This window comes from Cupriavidus sp. Agwp_2 (assembly GCF_040784895.1).
GTDB lineage: Bacteria > Pseudomonadota > Gammaproteobacteria > Burkholderiales > Burkholderiaceae > Cupriavidus.
In genome coordinates this window covers 2,858,191-2,878,858 of sequence record NZ_CP088083.1, presented here as the reverse complement: position 1 = coordinate 2,878,858, position 20,668 = coordinate 2,858,191, and the positions used below count along the sequence as shown (strand labels likewise).

Annotated in this window: 19 protein-coding genes; 17 read left to right on the top strand and 2 right to left on the bottom strand. The window is 63.9% G+C overall.

Annotated features, from left to right (window positions below; genetic code table 11):
- Entirely contained in the window at positions 1-1,191 is a 1,191-nt protein-coding gene (locus tag LPA45_RS13490; protein ID WP_116317932.1) for a heme biosynthesis protein HemY, read from the top strand.
- A gap of 34 nt (positions 1,192-1,225) precedes the next feature.
- On the opposite strand, the gene LPA45_RS13485 is transcribed toward LPA45_RS13490, so the two are convergent.
- The gene (locus tag LPA45_RS13485; protein ID WP_367394600.1) at positions 1,226-2,794 is read right to left on the bottom strand and encodes a deoxyribodipyrimidine photo-lyase; all 1,569 of its coding nucleotides are present in this window, start codon (positions 2,792-2,794) and stop codon (positions 1,226-1,228) included.
- A gap of 159 nt (positions 2,795-2,953) precedes the next feature.
- Between LPA45_RS13485 and LPA45_RS13480 the strand changes: the two genes are divergently transcribed.
- The 7 genes from LPA45_RS13480 (at position 2,954) to LPA45_RS13450 (ending at position 8,572) form a co-directional block, all read left to right on the top strand.
- A complete protein-coding gene (locus LPA45_RS13480; RefSeq protein WP_367394599.1) occupies positions 2,954-3,661 on the top strand; it encodes a pseudouridine synthase in 708 nt (235 codons plus the stop codon).
- A gap of 122 nt (positions 3,662-3,783) precedes the next feature.
- Positions 3,784-4,356, top strand: a complete 573-nt coding sequence (locus tag LPA45_RS13475) for a YqgE/AlgH family protein (protein WP_063240247.1) — start codon at positions 3,784-3,786, stop codon at positions 4,354-4,356.
- On the top strand, positions 4,349-4,774 hold the full coding sequence (gene ruvX / locus LPA45_RS13470) for a Holliday junction resolvase RuvX (RefSeq protein ID WP_367394598.1): 426 nt from the start codon (positions 4,349-4,351) through the stop codon (positions 4,772-4,774). Before LPA45_RS13475 ends, ruvX begins: the two co-directional genes overlap by 8 nt.
- Complete coding sequence (gene pyrR / locus LPA45_RS13465; RefSeq protein WP_116317928.1) at positions 4,771-5,307, top strand: bifunctional pyr operon transcriptional regulator/uracil phosphoribosyltransferase PyrR; 537 nt, start codon at positions 4,771-4,773, stop codon at positions 5,305-5,307. The genes ruvX and pyrR overlap by 4 nt, the downstream gene beginning before the upstream one ends.
- Before the next feature lie 99 nt (positions 5,308-5,406).
- Complete coding sequence (locus tag LPA45_RS13460) at positions 5,407-6,378, top strand: aspartate carbamoyltransferase catalytic subunit (protein ID WP_116317927.1); 972 nt, start codon at positions 5,407-5,409, stop codon at positions 6,376-6,378.
- 68 nt (positions 6,379-6,446) lie between these two features.
- Positions 6,447-7,742, top strand: coding sequence for a dihydroorotase (locus LPA45_RS13455; RefSeq protein WP_367394597.1), 1,296 nt, complete (start codon positions 6,447-6,449; stop codon positions 7,740-7,742).
- Positions 7,739-8,572 (top strand): lysophospholipid acyltransferase family protein, encoded by an 834-nt coding sequence (locus LPA45_RS13450; RefSeq protein WP_367394596.1) that lies wholly within the window; start codon positions 7,739-7,741, stop codon positions 8,570-8,572. Before LPA45_RS13455 ends, LPA45_RS13450 begins: the two co-directional genes overlap by 4 nt.
- Positions 8,573-8,607: 35 nt before the next feature.
- On the opposite strand, the gene LPA45_RS13445 is transcribed toward LPA45_RS13450, so the two are convergent.
- Positions 8,608-9,456: a symmetrical bis(5'-nucleosyl)-tetraphosphatase gene (locus LPA45_RS13445; protein WP_367394595.1), complete on the bottom strand. Its 849-nt coding sequence runs from the start codon at positions 9,454-9,456 to the stop codon at positions 8,608-8,610.
- Positions 9,457-9,687: 231 nt separating this feature from the next.
- On the opposite strand from LPA45_RS13445, the gene rfbB reads away from it, so the two are divergent.
- From rfbB to LPA45_RS13400, 9 genes are read left to right on the top strand one after another with little or no spacing between them, the layout of a single operon-like run.
- On the top strand, positions 9,688-10,752 hold the full coding sequence (rfbB, locus tag LPA45_RS13440; RefSeq protein WP_116317923.1) for a dTDP-glucose 4,6-dehydratase: 1,065 nt from the start codon (positions 9,688-9,690) through the stop codon (positions 10,750-10,752).
- The gene (gene rfbD, locus LPA45_RS13435; protein WP_116317922.1) at positions 10,742-11,656 is read left to right on the top strand and encodes a dTDP-4-dehydrorhamnose reductase; all 915 of its coding nucleotides are present in this window, start codon (positions 10,742-10,744) and stop codon (positions 11,654-11,656) included. Before rfbB ends, rfbD begins: the two co-directional genes overlap by 11 nt.
- A gap of 8 nt (positions 11,657-11,664) precedes the next feature.
- The gene (gene rfbA / locus LPA45_RS13430; protein WP_116317921.1) at positions 11,665-12,543 is read left to right on the top strand and encodes a glucose-1-phosphate thymidylyltransferase RfbA; all 879 of its coding nucleotides are present in this window, start codon (positions 11,665-11,667) and stop codon (positions 12,541-12,543) included.
- Positions 12,540-13,091, top strand: coding sequence for a dTDP-4-dehydrorhamnose 3,5-epimerase (rfbC, locus tag LPA45_RS13425; protein WP_116317920.1), 552 nt, complete (start codon positions 12,540-12,542; stop codon positions 13,089-13,091). The genes rfbA and rfbC overlap by 4 nt, the downstream gene beginning before the upstream one ends.
- A 37-nt stretch (positions 13,092-13,128) precedes the next feature.
- Positions 13,129-13,947 (top strand): ABC transporter permease, encoded by an 819-nt coding sequence (locus LPA45_RS13420; RefSeq protein ID WP_116317919.1) that lies wholly within the window; start codon positions 13,129-13,131, stop codon positions 13,945-13,947.
- On the top strand, positions 13,937-15,358 hold the full coding sequence (locus tag LPA45_RS13415) for an ABC transporter ATP-binding protein (RefSeq protein WP_116317918.1): 1,422 nt from the start codon (positions 13,937-13,939) through the stop codon (positions 15,356-15,358). The genes LPA45_RS13420 and LPA45_RS13415 overlap by 11 nt, the downstream gene beginning before the upstream one ends.
- 7 nt (positions 15,359-15,365) lie before the next feature.
- A complete protein-coding gene (locus LPA45_RS13410) occupies positions 15,366-17,897 on the top strand; it encodes a glycosyltransferase (RefSeq protein ID WP_158577637.1) in 2,532 nt (843 codons plus the stop codon).
- Positions 17,894-18,847, top strand: coding sequence for a glycosyltransferase (locus LPA45_RS13405; RefSeq protein WP_116317916.1), 954 nt, complete (start codon positions 17,894-17,896; stop codon positions 18,845-18,847). Before LPA45_RS13410 ends, LPA45_RS13405 begins: the two co-directional genes overlap by 4 nt.
- A gap of 20 nt (positions 18,848-18,867) precedes the next feature.
- Complete coding sequence (locus LPA45_RS13400; RefSeq protein WP_147316189.1) at positions 18,868-20,541, top strand: hypothetical protein; 1,674 nt, start codon at positions 18,868-18,870, stop codon at positions 20,539-20,541.
- Positions 20,542-20,668 lie beyond the last annotated feature (127 nt).

The window sequence follows — 20,668 nt, the reverse complement described above, 5'->3', positions numbered from 1 at the left end:
ATGCGCCTTCTGTTCTGGGTTGCGGTCCTGTTCGGCGGCGCCGTCGGGCTGGCGCTGTTCACGCAGTTCAACCACAGCAATGTGGTGCTGTTCTATCCGCCTTACCGTGTCGAGCTGTCGCTGAACCTGGCGCTGGCCTTGCTGCTGCTGGTGTTCTTCGTGGTCTGGACGGTGATGTCCACCATCCGCCATCTGGGCGACATGCCCCGCCGCGCCGCCGCCTACCGCGAGCGCAGCCGCATGAACAAGGCGCAGGCGGCGCTGCGCGAATCGATCGAGAACCTGTTCGCCGGCCGCTTTGCCCGCGCCGAGCGCTGCGCGCGCGAGGCCCAGTCGTGGGACGACCAGGCCCAGACCGCGGCACTGATCGGCGCGCGCGCCGCGCACCGGATGCAGGAGACCGAACGGCGCGATGCCTGGATGTCGCAGGTGACCGACCCCGAGCGCGAGCAGGCCCGGCTGGTGTCGATGGCCGAGCTGCTGGTCGACGCCCGCGATGCCGACGGCGCGCTGGAAACCATCGCCCAGCTGCAGGCGCAGGGCGGACGCCAGATCCACGTGCAGCGCATCGCGCTGCGCGCGCACCAGCACCTGAAAAACTGGTCCGAGGTGCTGCGCCTGGCGCGTTCGCTGGAGAAGCGCAACGCGCTGCATCCGGTGCTGGCGCTGCGGCTAAAGCAGATGGCGGTCGAGGCCATGCTCGACGAGCGCCGCCACGATGCCGACGCCCTCGGTGAATTCTGGCGCTCGCTGTCCGCCGACGAGCGCCGCGCCACGCGCATCGCCGAACCCGCCGCGCGCTACTTTGCCGCGCTGGGCCGGCAGAACGAAGCCCGCCGCATCGTCGAGGACGCGCTCAAGGTCAACTGGGACAGCCGCCTGGTGCTGCGCTACGCCGACTGCGCGGTGCCCGGCCACGCATTGCCGCAGATCCAGCAGGCCGAAAAATGGCTGGCCGCGCATCCGGCCGATGCCGACCTCTACTACACGCTGGGCGTGCTGTGCCTGGGCGAGAAGCTGTGGGGCAAGGCCCAGTCCAGCTTCGAGCGCGCGCTGAAATACGCCGATATCGACCAGCAGCGCCGGCTGCGCGTGCGCACGCACCTGGCGCTGGCCCGGCTGTTCGAGGAAACCGAGCGCTTCGAGGACGCGCAGCGGCACTATCGCGAAAGTGCGATGCTGGCGGCCTGAGCAAGCGGGCAGCCGCTGCCGCAATGCCGGGCGTTCAGTCGTCCGGATCTTCCTGCACCATGCCGGCCACGCTGCGCTTGCCGGCTTCCTTCACCACCCCATACCGCGCCAGCGTTTCCTTGCGCGCCACGTCGTGCTGCACCAGCGGACGCGGGTAGTCCTCGCCCAGCCGCACGCCGGCGTCGGCCAGCACATTGTCGGGCGCTGTCCATGGCGCATGCAGGTATTTGTCCGGTAACGCCGCCAGCTGCGGCAGGTATTTGCGGATAAAGCGGCCCTGGGGGTCAAACTTTTGCGACTGCGTTACCGGGTTGAAGATGCGGAACCACGGCTGCGCGTCGCAGCCGGTCGATGCCGCCCATTGCCACCCCCCGTTGTTGGCGGAAAAATCGAAGTCATTGAGCTGGTCGGCAAAGTACTGCTCGCCGCGGCGCCAGTCCACGCCAAGGTCCTTGACCAGGAAGCTGGCCGTGACCATGCGCAGCCGGTTGTGCATATAGCCGCTCTGCCGGATCTGCAGCATGGCGGCATCGACCAGCGGATAGCCGGTGGCCGCATCGCACCAGGCGCGGAAATAGCGCTCGCCGGTTTCGCCGTCCTGCCAGCGGATCTTGTCGTAGGCCGGGTGGAAGGCGGCGCCGTCGGCCACTTGCGGATGGTGGTGCAGGATCATGAAATAGAAATCACGCCAGACCAGCTCCGACAACCAGACCGCCGCGCCCGCGCTGTCGGCGCCGCCGCGCAGCACGGCCTCGTGCGCCGTGCGAGCCAGCGTGCGGATCGAGATGGTGCCGAAGCGCAGGTGCACCGACAGGTAGCTGGGGCCGCGCAGGGCAGGGTAGTCGCGGCGGCGGCCGTAGTCGCCGATGCGCTCGGTGAATTCTTCGAACAGGGCCTGCGCGCCCGCAGTGCCGGTCGGCATGGCGATCTCGGCGAGGTTGCTGGTGCGGAAGCCGACCTGTTCGAGCGTCGGCAACGGCTTGCGATACGCCTTTGGCACCGGCGCCAGCGCGTGCAGGTACGGGTCGATCGGATACGGGCGCAGGTCGAACGGCTGCACCGTCCGCAGCCAGGCATTCTTGTACGGCGTGAACACCGAGAACGGCTTGCGCTGGCCGTTCAGAACCTCGTCGCGCTCGAAGATGGCCTGATCCTTGAACGTGAACAGCAGGCGTACCTGTGCCGCCAGCGCCTGGCGCACGGTGTCATCGCGGGCACTGGCGGCAGGTTCGTAGTCGTGGTTGGCAAAGACCGCCTGGACGTCCAGCGCTTGCGCCAGCGCGGGAACGGCGTCGACAGCGCGGTCGTCCAGCACGATCAGCCCGCCGCCTGCCGCGGCCAGCGTGTCGGCCAGCTCCCGCACCGAATCGAGGATAAACTCGACGCGCCGGTCCGCCTGCAGGCCGCGCGCCAGCAGCGGGTCGAGGATGTCGCGATCGAACACGAAGACACACCATACCCGGGCACAATGCCTGAGGGCATAATGCAGCGCCGCGTGGTCGCTGGCGCGCAGGTCGCGCCGGAACCAGACCAGGCCGCGCTCGAAATCCTGGCCGATCCGGTAAGGTTTGCGGCCCGATGCCGAAGGGTCTGCTGGCTGCATGCTCGCTGCCTGACGGAGTCGAAGGAATGCGCGCAATGATGCCGGGAAATGTCGGAATATGCCGGAAAACGGCTGTCGCGGGGGTGCGTCGCGCCAATACCCTAACATAACGGTTCGGCACGACCCGCCACCCAACCAACGATTACAGCAACGAAGCACATGACACTCGACCGCATTCTTCAATCCCAGGGCTTCGGCACCCGCCGCTACTGCGGCGACCTGGTCGCCGCCGGGCTGGTCGAAGTCAACGGCGAGCCTTGCGACGATCCGCGCGCCCAGTTCGAGGTGGACGGCCTGCGCCTGACCGTCGACGGCGAGGAATGGATCGCCTGCACCAAGGCCTACCTGATCCTGAACAAGCCCGCTGGCTATGAGTGCTCGCAGCGCCCGCGCCACCATCCCAGCGTCTATAACCTGCTGCCGGTGCCGCTGCGCCAGCGCGAGGTCCAGGCCGTGGGCCGGCTCGACCATGACACCACCGGTCTGCTGCTGCTGACCGACGACGGCCAGTTCATCCACGCCCAGACCTCGCCCAAGCGCAAGGTGCCCAAGGTCTATGAAGTGACGACTGCGGAGCCGGTCACGCCGGAACAGGTGCACGCGCTTGTCAGCGGGGTGCAGCTGCTGGACGAACCGGCGCCGATCGCTGCAGAAGCCTGTGAGATCACTGGCGAACACAGCCTCCGGCTGACCTTGCTGCAGGGGAAGTACCATCAGGTGAAGCGCATGGTCGTCGCGGCTGGCAACCACGTGAACGCCCTGCACCGCAGCGCCATCGGCAGCCTGCAGCTGGAGCCGGAGCTGGCGGAAGGGGAATGGCGCTGGCTCACGGCGGACGAACTCGCGGCGCTGACCCGCAAGGCATGAAGGAAGGCCGTATCATCGGTCCGTAACTCCCGGCAAGCGGCCCGCGCGGGCGCCCATTGCTGCACTGCAACGCCCGCCAATCTTTTCCGGAAGACCCCCGGCGATTTGATAAAATGCAAGGCATGGCGAAGCCCGAAGCACCCATCAATCTGACCAATCAGTTCCTGATTGCCATGCCTGGCATGGCCGATCCGACCTTTTCGGGTTCCGTCGTCTATATCTGCGAACACAACGAGCGTGGCGCGCTCGGGCTGGTGATCAACCGGCCCATCGACATCGACATGGCCACGCTGTTCGACAAGATCGACCTCAAGCTTGAAATCCAGCCGGTGGCGCACCAGCCCGTCTACTTCGGTGGCCCGGTGCAGACCGAGCGCGGCTTCGTGCTGCACGACCCGGTCGGCGTCTATGTCTCCTCGCTGGCGGTGCCGGGCGGGCTGGAGATGACCACCTCCAAGGACGTGCTGGAAGCCGTGGCCAATGGCAGCGGGCCGCATCGCTTCCTGCTGACGCTGGGCTATTCCGGCTGGGGTGCCGGCCAACTGGAAGAAGAACTCAGCCGCAACGGCTGGCTGACCGTTCTGGCCGATCCCGAGATCATCTTCAGCGTGCCACCGGAAGGGCGCTTTGCCGCGGCCATCGGCCTGCTGGGCGTCGACGTCAACATGCTGTCGGGCGAGGCCGGGCATGCCTGACGCCGTGGGGCGCGAACTGCCCCGCGACGGCACGGTCCTGGCATTCGACTACGGCGAGAAAAAGATCGGCGTCGCGCTGGGCAATTTCATCACGCGCGAGGCGCGTGCGCTGACCATCCTCCCCAATATCACCGTTGAAGGCCGCTTCGAGGCCGTCGGCGAACTGATCCAGGCGTGGAACCCGGTGCAGCTGATCGTCGGCATGCCGGTCAACCCGGAAGGCGGCGAGCAGCCGATGATGCGGCTGGCGCGGCGCTTCGGCAACCAGCTCAACGGACGCTTCGACTTGCCGGTGGAATGGGTGGACGAGCGCTATTCCTCGCGCGCCGCCTCGATGGCCGGCGCGCGCCGCGGCGAACTCGACGCCGAAGCCGCGCGCATCATCCTGCAACAGTATTTCGACCAATTCCCGCTATGACGCAGATTTCCGCACCCGACGCCGAGTCGCTGTACCGCAAGCTGCTGGACCAGGCCCGCGCCCTGATCCCCGACGCCGAGCGTGAACGCTGGTCGGTGGCAGGCATCCATTCCGGCGGCGCGTGGATCGCCGCGCGCCTGGCCAAGGACCTGAATCTGCCCGAGCATGGCGTGATCAACGTTGCCTTCCATCGCGACGACTACGCCAAGAAAGGCCTGCACAGCCAGGCCCAGTCGACCACGCTGCCGTTCGCCGTGGAAGACCGCAACATCCTGCTGATCGACGACGTGCTGGCCACCGGCCGCACCATCCGCGCCGCCGTCAACGAATTGTTCGACTACGGCCGTCCGGCGCGCGTGGCGCTGGGCGTGCTGGCTGACCGCGGCGGGCGCCAGCTGCCGATTGCCGCTGACCTCGTGGCCGCGGACATCGAACTGCCGCGCGGCACGACGCTGGTGCTGTCGCGCCAGGGCGAGGGCGCCGACGCGCGCTTCGCCTTCGCCACCGAACCTACCGATACCGCCGCCAGCTGAGCCGGCGTTGTCAGCCAGGCGCCGCATTACGCTGTAGCGCGCGCCTGGCGCCTGCCACGAGACCAGACCACCCCGTTTTTTGCCCGCGCCCGACCTGCCATGACCAAGACGTTCCGCAACCCGCAGCTCACCAAGAATGGCGAACTGAAGCATTTGCTGTCGATCGAGGGGTTGTCGCGTGACATGATCACGCACATCCTCGACACCGCCAGCCAGTTCGTATCGCTGTCCGACTCAGACCGCGATGTCAAGAAGGTGCCGCTGCTGCGCGGCAAGAGCGTGTTCAACCTGTTCTTCGAGAACTCCACCCGCACCCGCACCACCTTCGAGATCGCGGCCAAGCGGCTGTCGGCGGACGTGCTCAACCTGAACATCAACGCCTCGTCGACCAGCAAGGGCGAGTCGCTGCTCGACACCATCAACAACCTGTCGGCCATGTCCGCCGACATGTTCGTGGTGCGCCATGCCAGCTCGGGTGCGCCTTACCTGATCGCCGAGCACGTCGCGCCGCACGTGCACGTGATCAACGCCGGCGACGGCCGCCATGCGCACCCGACACAGGGTCTGCTGGATATGTACACGATCCGGCACTTCAAGAAGGACTTCACCAAGCTGACGGTGGCCATCGTCGGCGACATCCTGCACTCGCGCGTGGCTCGCTCCGACATCCACGCGCTGACCACGCTGGGCGTGCCCGAAGTGCGCGCCATCGGCCCGCGCACGCTGCTGCCGTCTGGCCTGGAGCAGATGGGCGTGCGCGTCTTCCACAACATGGAAGAGGGCCTCAAGGGCGTCGACGTGGTCATCATGCTGCGGCTGCAGAACGAGCGCATGAGCGGCGCGCTGCTGCCGTCGGCGCAGGAATACTTCAAGGCCTACGGCCTGACACCAGAGCGCCTGGCACTGGCCAGGCCCGACGCCATCGTGATGCACCCGGGCCCGATGAACCGCGGCGTGGAGATCGACTCCGCCGTGGCCGACGGCCCGCAGTCCGTGATCCTGAACCAGGTGACCTTCGGCATCGCCGTGCGCATGGCGGTGATGGGCATCGTGGCCGGGAACAACGACTGACAACGATGCGGCATAGCCAAGACCTACCGAACACGCCAAGCGACACGACCGATACGACAAGCCAAGCTATGAAGATTCACATCCAGGGCGGCCGCCTGATCGACCCCGCCAGCAACACCGATGCCGTGCAGGACCTCTATCTCGCCGCCGGCAAGATCGTCGGCGTCGGCAGCGCCCCGGCGGACTTCACCGCCAACAAGGTCGTTGACGCCAAGGGCCTGATCGTGTGCCCCGGCCTGGTCGACCTGTCCGCGCGCCTGCGCGAGCCCGGCTACGAATACAAGGCCACCCTCGAATCCGAAGTCGTCGCAGCCGCTGCCGGAGGCGTCACCAGCCTGATCTGCCCGCCCGACACCGACCCCGTGCTGGACGAGCCGGGCCTGGTCGAGATGCTCAAGTTCCGCGCCCGCACGCTGAACCAGACCCACGTCTACCCGCTGGGCGCGCTGACACTGGGGCTGAAAGGCGAAGTGCTGACCGAAATGAACCAGCTGACTGAAGCCGGCTGCGTCGGCTTCAGCCAGGCCGAGCAGCCGGTGCGCAACACCCAGGTGCTGCTGCGCGCGCTGCAGTACGCGCAGACCTTCGGCTTCACGGTCTGGCTGCGCCCGGAAGACCCGTTCCTGGGCGGCGGCGTAGCCGCCAGCGGCGCGGTCGCATCGCGCCTCGGCCTGTCCGGCGTATCCGTGATCGCCGAGACCGTGCGACTGCACACCATCTTCGAGTTGATGCGCTCCACCGGCGCCCGTGTGCACCTGTGCCGCCTGTCCTCCGCCGCCGGGCTGGAACTGGTGCGCCAGGCTAAGCGCGAAGGCCTGCCGGTCAGCTGCGACGTCAATATCCACCACGTCTCGCTGACCGACATGGATATCGGCTACTTCAACTCCCAGATGCGCTTCTCGCCGCCGTTGCGCAGCACCCGCGACCGCGACGCCATCGTCGCCGCGCTGGCCGACGGCACCATCGACGCGCTGTGCTCCGACCACACCCCCGTGGACGACGACGAGAAGCTGCTGCCCTTCGCCGAAGCCACCCCCGGCGCCACCGGCCTGGAACTGCTGCTGCCGCTGACCCTGCGCTGGGCCGCCGAGCACAAGGTCCCGCTGGCTCAGGCGCTGGCCCGCATCACCTCCGAGCCCGCACGCGTGAGTGGCCTGAAGGCCGGCACGCTGGCCGCCGGCGCCGCCGCCGATGTCTGCGTGTTCGACCCCAGGCAGGTGTGGAAGGTCGACCGCCGCTCGATCAAGAGCCAGGGCAAGAACACGCCGTGGCTCGGCTACGAGATGGAAGGCAAGGTGCGGATGACGCTGGTCGGCGGCCAGATCGTCTACGGCAACGGTAACGGCAACCACGCCAGCGCATGATCTGGCTGCGCAAGACGGCGCTGGTGCTGCACCTGCTGCGCGGGCTGCTGACCTGCGCGGTGCTGTTCCCGTGGCTGGGCGCGCGGTCGCGCGCCTGGCACATCCGGCGCTGGTCGCGGCGGCTGCTGCGCATCTGCGGCGTGGAGGTCGAGGTCGTCGACATCCGCGGCGAGGCTCCACACGGTGCCGCGCGCCAGGGCGCGCTGGTGGTGTCCAACCATATCTCGTGGCTGGACATCTATGTGATCCATAGCTGGCAGCCAGTGCGGTTCGTTGCCAAGTCAGAGATCCGCGCCTGGCCGCTGATTGGCTGGCTGTGCGACAAGACCGGCACCATCTTCATCGAACGGGCGCGAAAGCGCGACGCCCACCGGGTCCTGCACGACATCACCGACGTCATGCTGCAGGGCGACCTGGTCGGCGTGTTCCCCGAGGGCACCACCACCGACGGCACCAGGGTACTGCCGTTTCACGCCAACCTGATGCAGGCCCCGATTTCCGGCGGCCTGCCGGTGCAGCCGGTCGGCCTGAACTACCTGGACGCCGCCACCGGGCAACCGACGCTGGCGGCCGCCTACATCGACGACACCACGCTGCTGCAGTCACTTAACGCCGTCCTGCGCGCCCCGCGCATCAGGGCCCGGCTCGTCATCGGCCCGGCACTGGCGCCGGCCTCCGCCGGCCGCCGCGAACTGGCAGACGCCGCCCGCGAGGTGGTCGGGCATCTCGCCCAGGGCGCCAGCAACGAGGCAGTGGCAACGGTCGACCGGCTGAATCAGCCGGCCGAGCCTGCCGCCAGGCCCGAAGCTGCCTCCGCTGCCATCAGCTAGCGCGATTGTCCTCCCCGCCAACGCGGGATTGCGCCTCAGGCCAACGGATCACAATATTGCGGGCAATCGACCTGGACCACGGTCCGCTCGGCCGGATCCGCCGCCATGCGCGCAGCCGTCAGCTTGCCGCCCCAGACGCAACCGGTATCCAACGCCATCAGGTCCGGCCGCATCACCAGGCCCAGCGTCGACCAGTGCCCGCACACCACGGTCACATCCCCGGTGCGCCGTCCCGGCACATCGAACCACGGCAAAAAGCCATCCGGCGCCTTGCCGAGCCCTTCTTTGGTCTTGAAGTCCATCACGCCATCGACGGTGCAATAGCGCAGTCGGGTAAGTGCATTGACCACCACGCGATGCCGTTCGATGCCCCGCAGGCCGTCGTGCCAGCGGTTGGCGGCATTGCCGAAGATATCGGCGAGGAAGCCTTGCCAGTTGGGTCCCTGGAGTTGCTCTTCGACTTCCTGGGCGAGGTCGATGACCTGGGTGGCAGTCCATTGGGGGAGGACGCCGGCGTGGACTAGGAGGAAGTTGTTTTCGAGCAGAGCCAAGGGGCGGTGGCGGAGCCAGGTGAGCAAGTCCTCACAATCGGGCGCAGCGAGGATGTCGTCCAGAGTATCGGACTTGCCTTTCTTGCGGACGCCGGCGGCTACGGCAAGCAGGTGGATGTCATGGTTGCCGAGGACCATTTCGGCGCGGGGAGCCATGGCATGGATGGTGCGAAGGGTTTGCAGAGATGCAGGGCCGCGGTTGACGAGGTCACCGACAAAGCGGAGGGTAGGCTGCTCGCCGAGCTTGGTGAGCAGGGTAGAGAGGGACGGCATGCAGCCTTGAAGGTCGCCGATGGCGAAATGTGGCGTATCGGGTACGTAAGTCTTGGTCATTGAGAATCTGAGCAACTATTTCGCTTCTATTTGTAGTTTTGTGACCGATATACCGTGGCTCGGTTACATGAGGCAACAAAAAGCGGGGGTGGGGCAGTAAGTTAGACCATTCCGTCGGATAGAATACCGCCACTTCTGCAGGCACTTAACGCCCCGCCGTCCTGGAAGAGGACAAGGTGGGCGCTCGGCTTTTGTCGGGTCGTCGAAACATATCGAGGCAAGGAGCAAGTTTTGTCCCATATTTTGGTCACTGGGGGCGCTGGTTTCATTGGCGCCAATTTCGTTCTGGCATGGCTGGGCGACAAATCGGCGGATGGGGTCATCAACGTCGACAAGCTCACTTATGCAGGCAATCGGAAGACGCTGGCGTCGGTCGAGGACGATCCGAGGCACGTGTTCTCGCAAACGGACATTTGTGACCGGGAGGCACTGGACAAACTCTTTGCTACGTACAAGCCGCGTGCTGTGGTGCACTTCGCGGCGGAAAGCCATGTAGACCGGTCCATCCATGGTCCGGGCGAGTTCATCCAGACGAATATCGTTGGTACCTTCACGCTGCTGGAAGCGGCTCGCGCTTATTGGGGCACTCTGGAAGGGCAGGCCAAGTCTGACTTCCGCTTCCTCCATGTCTCCACTGATGAGGTGTTCGGCTCGCTGAGTGAGGCCGATCCCCAGTTCTCGGAGACTACGCCGTACGCGCCCAATAGCCCATACTCGGCATCCAAGGCAGCCTCGGATCATCTGGTACGCGCGTACCACCACACGTATGGCCTGCCGGTCCTGACGACGAACTGTTCGAACAACTACGGCCCATACCACTTCCCGGAAAAGCTGATCCCGTTGATCATCGCCAATGCGCTCGGCGGCAAGCCGCTGCCGATCTATGGCGACGGGCAAAACGTGCGCGACTGGCTGTACGTGCGGGACCACTGCTCCGCCATCCGTGAAGTGCTGGCACGAGGCCAGCTGGGTGAAACCTACAACGTCGGCGGCTGGAACGAAAAGACCAATCTCGACGTGGTGCACACCCTGTGCGACCTGCTCGACGAACTGCGTCCCAAGGCCACCGGTTCCTACCGCGACCAGATCACGTTCGTGAAAGATCGTCCGGGACATGACCGTCGCTATGCCATCGATGCTCGCAAGCTGGAGCGTGAGTTGGGGTGGAAGCCGGCTGAGACATTTGAGTCCGGGATGCGCAAGACGGTGCAGTGGTATCTGGATAACCAGGCGTGGGTGCAGGACGTGATGTCCGGCGATTACCGGCATTGGGTGGCGAAGCAATATGCAGCGTAAGCGGGCGGTTCCGACCATTCTCGTAACGGGCAGCAACGGGCAAGTCGGGTTCGAACTGCGCCGGAGCCTTGCACCGCTGGGAAATGTGGTTGCAATGGATCGTACTGGCTGCGACTTGTCGCATCCGGACGAACTCCGTCGTGTAATGCGTGACTTCCGGCCCGACGTGATTGTTAACCCCGCGGCTTACACGGCAGTCGATAAGGCTGAGACCGAAGCGGATCTGGCTTTTGCCATCAATGGCACCGCACCCGGCATCCTTGCAGAGGAGGCAAGGGCGCTCGGCAGCCTGCTGGTCCACTATTCGACCGACTATGTCTTCGACGGCACCAAGGACGGCGCCTACGTCGAAAACGATGCCGTCAATCCGCAATCCGTCTATGGCAAGAGCAAGCTCGCTGGCGAACAGGCTGTGCTCGCCAGCGGCGCGAATGCGCTGGTGCTCCGCACCTGCTGGGTCGCCGGCCAGCATGGCGGTAATTTCGCCAAGACCATGCTGCGCCTGGGTCGCGAGCGCGACGCGCTGCGCGTGATTGTCGACCAGGTTGGCGCCCCAACCTGCGCATCCCTGATCGCTGACGTCACCGCCCAGATCGTCGCCCGTCGCTGGCTCACCACCGATCGCGACGCCTTTCCGTTCGGCATCTACCACCTCGCCGCCGCTGGTGAAACCAGTTGGCACGGCTATGCCACTGAAGTGCTGGTCTATGCCGCAGCGCTGGGCATCGAATTGAAGGTCGACCCGGCCGCGATCGAAGCGATCCCGGCCACCGCCTACCCGCTGCCGGCGCCCAGGCCGTCCAATTCGCGGCTCGACACATCGAAGCTGCGCGACACCTTCGGTATCCATCTCCCGGATTGGCGAGACGGTGTGCATCACCTGCTCGACCAGATCCTTACCTGACAGTCATCATGCGCAAGGGCATTATTCTCGCTGGCGGATCCGGTACCCGCCTGTACCCGATCACGCGATCGGTATCGAAGCAACTGCTGCCGGTCTACGACAAGCCGATGATCTACTATCCGCTTTCCACGCTAATGCTGGCGGGGATTCGCGACATCCTGATTATCTCGACGCCGGAAGACACGCCTCGCTTTAGCGACATGCTGGGTGATGGCAGCAAGTGGGGTCTGAATCTGCAGTATGCGGTGCAGCCGTCACCGGACGGCCTGGCCCAGGCGTTCATCATCGGCCGCGACTTCATCGGCAACGATCCGTCCACGTTGATCCTGGGCGACAACATCTTTCACGGTCACGACCTCGTCAGCCAGCTGACGCGTGCTGCCAGCGTAAATGACGGCGCCACCGTGTTCGCCTATCACGTCCACGATCCGGAGCGTTACGGCGTGGTCGAGTTCGACGAGAACTTCCGCGCGTTGTCGCTTGAGGAGAAGCCGCTCAAGCCTCGTTCGAACTACGCGGTGACGGGCCTCTACTTCTACGACAACCAGGTCTGCGATATCGCCGCCGACATCAAGCCGTCGGCACGCGGTGAGCTCGAGATCACCGACGTCAACAAGCAGTACCTGCAAAAGGGACAGCTCGACGTCGAGATCATGGGCCGCGGCTACGCCTGGCTGGACACGGGCACGCACGATTCACTGCTCGAAGCCGCCAGCTTCATTGCCACACTACAGAACCGGCAGGGGCTGATGGTCGCGTGTCCTGAGGAAATTGCCTTCCGCAGCCATTGGATCACCGCCGAGCACGTCGAGGAACTGGCAGCGCCGCTGTGCAAAAACGCCTACGGAAAGTACCTGCAGCAGATCATCACGGAAGCCATCAAATGAGCCTGAACGTCATCCGCACCGCGATTCCCGAAGTCCTGATCCTGGAGCCGAAGGTGTTCGGCGATGCGCGCGGCTTCTTCTTCGAAAGCTTCAATGCCAAGCAGTTCGCGGAAGCGACGGGCGTTGAGCGCACCTTCGTGCAGGACAACCATTCGCGTTCCGCGAAGGGAGTGTTGCGCGGCATCCATTACCAGATCCAGCACCCGCAGGGGAAGCTGGTACGCGTGGTATCCGGCGAAGTGTTCGATGTCGCCGTCGACCTGCGCAAGTCTTCGCCGACGTTCGGTCAGTGGGTCGGCGTGACGCTGTCTGCGGAGAACAAGCGACAACTGTGGGTGCCAGAAGGCTTTGGACACGCCTTCGTGGTGACCTCCGAGTCGGCCGAATTTCTGTACAAGACGACGGATTACTGGTTCCCGGAACACGAGCGCAGCATCGTGTGGAACGATTCGACGTTGAACATCGCGTGGCCCGTCGAAGGCGAACCGCTGGTGTCGCAGAAAGACAAGGAAGGTAAGTCGCTGGCGCTTGCTGAAGTATTCGCTTGATGTTCAGGCGTTTTACTTCACACATTGGGTATTAACGATGCAGGCATATCGCGGCTCTCCACAAGAAATCTTACGATCGCTGATCGCCAACCGCTCCCTGATTCTCGATCTGACCAAGCGCGAGGCAGTTGGGCGCTATCGTGGCTCCGTGATGGGAGTCGCCTGGTCTTTGGTGACGCCGCTGCTGATGCTGGCAGTTTATACCTTCGTCTTCAGCGAGATCTTCAAGGCCCGCTGGGGCGATAGCAGCGCGACGCGGGGGGAATTCGCTATTCTGCTGTTCGCCGGGCTGATCCTGTTCAATATTTTCGCGGAATGCATCAGCCGGGCGCCGTCCCTGATCATAGGGAATGCCAACTACGTCAAGCGGGTGGTCTTCCCCCTGGAAATCCTGCCGGTGACGATTCTTGGCTCGGCATTGTTTCATGCGTGTGTTAGCGTAACGGTGTTGCTGACATTCGAATTGTTTGTAAAAGGCTTGGTGCCGCCCACTGCGTTACAGTTGCCGGTGCTCGTGTTTCCCTACCTGCTGTTCGTGCTCGGCGCCACTTGGTGGCTGGCGGCGCTCGGTGTCTATCTGCGCGATATTGCCCAGACCATTAACATCCTGATCACGGCGCTCATGTTCCTTTCGCCGATCTTTTTCCCGCTGCATGCGCTGTCGCCGCGCTGGCAGAAGGTGGCGCAATTAAATCCGCTGACGTTCCCGATCGAGCAGGCGCGCAATGTGCTGTTCTGGGGCGAGTCACTCAATTGGGCCCATTGGGGTGCCTATATGGGCATCGCCGCATTGTTCTGCTGGTCCGGCTTCTTCTGCTTCCAGCGAATCCGCCGAGGTTTTGCCGATGTCCTCTGATCACGCTATCTCGGTCAAGGGCGTCTCCAAGGTCTTTCGTATCTACGACAGGCCGAAGGACAGGCTCGTCCAGGGGCTCTTTTCGCTGGCGGCGCGTATGATCCCAAGCGCCGCCCCGAAGCAGCGCTTGCGCTGTGCGGCTGCCGCACGCGCACGTGACTTTCATGCATTGGACGACATCTCCTTTCACGTAGATCGTGGCGAGACCGTCGGCATCATCGGGCGCAATGGCTCGGGGAAGAGCACGCTGCTGCAGATCATCTGCGGCACGCTGAACCCGACTCAGGGGGAGGTCGCCACGCGTGGTCGCGTTGCCGCTCTGCTGGAACTCGGTTCCGGCTTTAACCCCGAGTACACCGGTCGCGAAAACGTCTATCTGAACGGCCAGTTGCTCGGCCTGACGCGGGTGCAGGTCGATGAGCGCTTCGAGAAAATCGTTGCCTTCGCCGATATCGGCGACTTCATCGACCAGCCGGTCAAGTCATATTCGAGTGGCATGTTCGTGCGACTTGCGTTCGCAGTCATCGCGCACGTGGATGCCGATATTCTCGTGGTCGACGAAGCGTTGGCCGTGGGCGACGCCTTCTTCACGCAGAAGTGCATGCGCTTCCTGCGGGAGTTCATGCGCACGGGAACGGTGCTGTTCGTCAGCCACGACACCGCGGCCGTCAAGGCACTGTGCACGCGCGCAGTCTGGTTGCAGAATGGCCGGATGATCGCCAGCGGGCCTGCCAAGGCGGTATGCGACCGCTATCTTGGCGAAATGATCGAGGCGAATCAGGGGAGCGAACGGGAAGCGCAAGCGCAGGCCGTCGACGTCGAGCGTAACCTCGCGAGCCTGTCAGATAAGCAGACTACTGCGGAAGCGTCTGAACTCGCGGGGCTGGGAACGGTTTGCTTCTTGCCGTTCCGCGCTGACGCGGCACACTTTGGCGCCGGTGGTGCCCGTATCGTCGCCGCGCAATTCCGGGATGCGGCGGGCACGCGCCTGGCTAGCGTCGATCACCACAACGAAGTGCAGTTCGAGATCGAGGTGGCGGCGGATGATGTCATCGAGTCCCCGATCGTCGGGTTCTTTGTACGCGATCGCCTGGGCCAGACGTTATTCGGTTCCAATACGTTTGCCGCTTCGGCAGGCATGGCTTGTGCTGCTGGCACACGGTTCCGCGCGTCGTTCCGTTTCGTGTTCCCGGCCCTCGCGGATGGGGACTACACCATTTCGATCGCGGTTGCCGACGGTACGCAACAGGACCACGTCCAACTGCATTGGATTCACGATGCCATGGGGATCAAGACGCAGGGCATCGGTGACATTGGCGGATTGGTGGGTTTACCGATGCGCGAAGTGACGCTCGTTCCGGCGTCCGGCCCAGCCAAGCAACGGCCGGATGCCTGCGCTCACTCAATCTAGGAGGCAAATGCTAGCCAGCACGCCAATTCCCATCGCGACCGGTGATGTGGGCGACGTGATGTCGCCGGCAGGCAGCCGCTATCGTGTCCTGCTGCTGGATACGAAGAGCAGCAACCCCAACCACTATATCTGCCTCGCCATCCAGCGTGCCCTGCAGGCAACCGGGACGGTCGAGTGCGTCGTCAAGGCCGGAATCGACAATGCGGTGAACGAGGCGATCCGCCAACGCTGCAATCTGTTCTTTGCCTTCGATGGCGAAGAACTTAATCCCGCCGTTTGTGCGCGCGTTGCCGCGGTCTGTGGACGCTCGGTGCTGTGGGTGACGGAGGATCCATACGAACTGGAGGTCAACGTCCGCAATGCCGGCCTGTTCGATCTCGTCTTCACCAACGATTCGGCTAGCGTAAAGTCCTACGGCGAAAAGGGGCGGCATCTGCCGTTGGCGGGTGCCAAGCCCTTTCATCTGCTTCCGCTCGCTGCCGCCCCGTCGAAGCTGCGCTACGACCTGTTCTTCGCCGGCACGGCTTGGCCGAACCGGGTTGCCCTGCTGAAGGAATTTCTCAACGCCGATTGGGGCGAGCATGCCATCCGCGCCAAGATCGCTTTGCCCACCAATGAGCATCTGCCGCCGATCGACCTCAACCTGCCGCCGAGCCAATTGAATTGGCGCACGTCGCCGGTTGACTTCGCGCGGTTTGCCAATATGAGCCTGGCGACGCTGGTGTTGCCGCGCGTGTTCTCCGCATCGGGCAACCGCGATTTCGCGGAAACGCCGCCGCCGCGGCTGTTCGAGGCCGCGCTGTCGGGCACGGTGCAGCTCGTGCAATCGAAGTTGACGGAAGCCGAAAACTATTTCGTGCCCGGCGAAGAGTTTCTCTACTTCGAGGATGCACCCCAGCTCGTCCAGCAGGTCGCCGCACTCCGTGCCGATATCGACTGGCGCAACGAGATCGCTTTCCTCGCCCAGAAAAAGGCGCTGGAACAGCATTGCTACGAGCACCGTGTGGCCTATGTGCTCGACGAACTGGAGCGGCATCTCGGTTCTGCCGTAGTCGAGGCGCAGCCCACCTCGGTCACGACCGCCAAGCGACCACGGCTATTGCTGGTTGCGCACAATGTCGTTCGAAATGGGCATTTCGGTGGTGTCGAGGTCTATCTCGAATTGGTGCGCAAGTCGCTGGGAGCGCAGTACGACGTTTTCTTCTATGTGCCGGAACGGCAGGGCGATACGCGCAACACAGTGCTGCTGAACGCCGAGGGCGAGGTGCTGCGCAAGTTCAGTTTTACTGAGATCTATTCGCCGTGGGTACTGAGCTGCCCTGAACGCGAGGAAGCGTTTGCCTCGCTGCTGTCCGAGTACAACATCAGCGCCGTTCATTTCCATCATCTGCTCGGTCATGTGCCGAGCCTGATCGAAGTGGCAAGCGCGCTCGGCGTGGCGACGGCCCTAACGTTCCACGACTACTTCACGATCTGCCACAATTTCACGCTGCTGTCGTTCCGCGGTACGTACTGCCATCCGGACGAGATATCACTGTCGCAGTGCGATGTTTGCCTCTGGAATGGCCACCATATACTGCCAGGCGGCCAGGCGGCACGGCGCGCTTATTGGGATGGTGTGCTCGCGCTCTGCGATGCGCTGGTCTTCAATACGCAAGGGGCGCTGGATCTTGCCTCGCGTATTTTTCCGTCAGTGGCGGCGCATCCGAAAACAGTAGTGCTGCCCGTGCCGATCGAGCCGGTGTCGCGCGTCGTTGAGGCGACGCGCCAGCCCGGACAGGTGCTGAAGGTCGCGGTGCTCGGCAACTTCACGCCACACAAGGGCGGCGACATCATCGCGCGCGTCATTCCCTTGCTGGCCAATTCCAATGTCGAGTTCCATATCTTTGGCCGCGTGGAAGGGCAATATAGCTGGCTTGCCAACAAGAGCGAGTATCCGTTCGTGCACGTACACGGTGGTTACAACCCCGGTGAGATCCCGGCGGCTATCCGCGACTGCGATGTCTCGCTGCATCTGTCGATCTGGCCGGAGACCTATTGCCTGACCTTGTCCGAGGCCTGGGACCTCGGCCTCGTGCCGATCGTCACCGATATCGGCGCGCTGGGCGAGCGTGTCTTCGACAACATCAACGGCATCAAGATCGCGCCGAATTCGGAGGGGCAGCTCGTACAGGCGCTGCATCGGCTGGCGGAGATGCCTGGCCTGCTCGAACGACTGCGGGCGGGCATTGCCACTGCGCCGATTTCCCATCCGCGCGAACACTTCGACGGCTTGGCGGACGTCTATCAGCCGCTCGTCTTCCATCGACGCGCGAGCTCGCAGGTCAAGGAAGTCGGGACCCTGCGCCGCGCCCAGTTGCAACGCCCATTGGGCTCGCCGGTCTGGGCGGTGACGCCGAGCGCGGGCGCCGTGGTCAGTCGTCCGACGCTGCGTCGCCGGATCGTCGGATTAGTTGGGCGCGCAGTGCGGCATTACAGGGTGTATGGCGCGACATCGACGGCACGCGCATGCGTGCGCTATGTGGCAAGGCGCATATGAACAACGATATCAAGGTCCTGGTCTGCAGCGCTTCGCCCGACCGAGTCAATCACAACGCGGTATTACGTAACTACGTCGCACGTGGATTCGAAGGCGTGCTGCAGCCCGGTCATGTCATCGCGACGTCGCTGGACTCGGCCGTCGAGAGTGCCAAGCGTTTCCGGCCAGATCTGATCGTGGTGTTCGGCTCCTGCATGCCCGACAGCTGCGATTACACCGGTCTGCGGACCTATTGCGCCCGGAGCGGTGCATCGCTGGTGTTCTGGCTGCATGACGACCCCTACGAGTTCGATTTCAACTACAAGATCTATCGCTATGCGGACATGATCTTTTCAAACGACCGTTGGGCGGCGCAGCACTTCGATCATCCCCGCGTCGGTCACTTGCCTTTGGCCGCCGACCGCGACGCTCATTTCCGGCCGGTCGGCCAGGATATCGCGCGCGACGTGTTCTTCTGTGGCGTGGGCTTTCCGAACCGGCGTCAACTGGTGGCGGATTGCGTGCCGCTGCTCGGCAATTTCAAGGTCGAAATCCTCGGCGCGGAGTGGGACACCGCATTGCCGTTCTGTCGCAATGAACGGGTCCATAACGAGGCGCTTCCGGATCTATACGCCTCGTCACGGGTGACGCTGAATATCGGACGACGTTATAACCTTGCCAACAGCCGCTATTCGCTCGATGCCAGTACGCCCGGTCCACGGACCTTCGAGGCGGCGATGGCGGGCGCGGTGCAGTGCACCTATTTTGAGGGGCCGGAACTGCTGGATCACTTCGACGTCGGCAGCGAGATGCTGATCTTCGACTCGCCCGCCGAACTGGCGGAGTTGGTCGAGTCGATGGCAGGGGAGCCGGAGCGGCGCCGCAGTATTGCCCAGGCAGCACAGGACCGGGCGCTACGTGACCATACCTACGAAGCACGGGCGCGGTCCATGCTCGCATCGCTGCAATAAGACGAAGAAGAAAAGGCCGAATGATTGATCTTGGGGAATTGAAGTACGGGTTGGGGGGGCTGGGTGCGATGATTGCATTCTGCTTTCTGGGTGCGCTGCCGCTGGTCAGTCAGGCCATAGCGCGGCAGCAGGAGAGGGAGGCAAGCCTGCTCGAGCGCTCGGCGATCGCGATCGCAGTATCGGTTGTCTATCTGGCATTGCTGGGGCTTCTGCTGGCTTTGGTGCCGCTGCCCGTGCGGCGGACAGTGGCGTGGGTCGGCCTGCTCGCGCCTATACTGACCGGCTTGGCCATGCTGCGCCGCGATGGCATGCGCGTGTTCTTTCCGCGCGGCGGCACGCAAGATGTCCTGTTCCATGCCGCCGCGTTCGCGCTGGCGGTCTTCGCGATCGCGTTGTCGAGCGGCCGCTATCCGTTGCCGGCCAAGCTGGCGGATGGGGCCTACGTCAATAAAGAGTCCGTCCAGCCCGTGCAGATCCAGTATCTGACGGGCAACCTGCCAGCCGATAACGTGGTGCCTTACGTGGCACAGGAGTATCTGGCACGCGATATCTCGTTCGAGCGAAACAGCCCGATCCTGCCTGGCCAGCATGTCACGAACCGACCCATCCTGGTCAGCCTGGTGGGGCTGCCGATCCGCGTGGCATTGGCAGCGGTGACGCCGCTCCATGACCTGCCACGCTACGAATATGTCGACACCCAGTGGCCGGACTTCCGCGTGCTCGCTCGCGACGTCAAGCCGCTCTCGATTTTCTTGGGCGTCGGCATTTTCCTGAACGCGTGCTTGCTGCTGGGTGCGGGCTTGATCCTGACCCGCATGGTCAATCCGAATACGCGCCAGAGTTTGCTGTTCTCGCTGCTATTCATCACGAGCCCGTACTTCCTGTTCCAGACGATCTTCACCTGGCCCAAGGCGCTGGCCGGGTTCTTCGTGCTGCTCGCGGTAGTTGCCCAGGTGTCATATCGCAAGAGCCTGCTGACAGGCGTGTTGCTTGGCCTTGCCTATTGGTCCCATCCCTATGCGATCGGCTATGTGGGGGTGGGTGTCCTGGGACTGTTGCTGTGCAGTCGCGGTCTTGGTGAGAAGCTGAAGCAGGCGGCGGCGCTCAGTATCGGTTTTGCCGTTTGCGTGGCACCCTGGTTTATCTGGGCAAAGCTCGTGATCGGCATCGACTCTGACCTGGTCGATCAGAATTTCTCGTCTAATGGCATGTCGACGTATCAGTTCCTGCTCGCGCGTATCGTGAACATCGTGCACACCGTCGTGCCCGAGCATCTGCTCGCATATGGGGCGCCTTACGACACGATCTTCGCGGCGTCGCAGTTGAATCTCGCCGGTGCGATGGGCCTGCTGCTTTTTCTGATTGGACTTTTGAACGCGTACCGTTTCGGCGGCTCCGGCGGGGCGCCGTATGCGCAGCCGGGCGCGGCTGGAATGCTCGACTTCAAGGTGGTTGTGGTCTACCTTGGCGCCGCGAGCTTGTTGCTGAGCCTGGTCTTTTCGAACCACGCGGTGCCGCTGCTGCATGGCTGGCAACCATTTGCGGCGGTGCTGCTGGGTCTGGTAGCCGTGCAGGCGGCCCGCTCCGGGAAAATGGTCGAGCGGGTGGCGTGGGCCCAGGTGGTGGTAAACATCGCGACCCTTGCCGCTTATGTGGCCATGAAAGGTGGGCGACTCCCAACGGTACTCAAATAACGGTTGATGCCCACAAGGGTATCGACGCAGGAGCGCCGCGGCGCATTCATGGATCTATGCATTCTCCAGTTGATACGGCGACGGTCGTAGCACCTCTCACTTGCGGTATCGCCATGTGCACATGCAA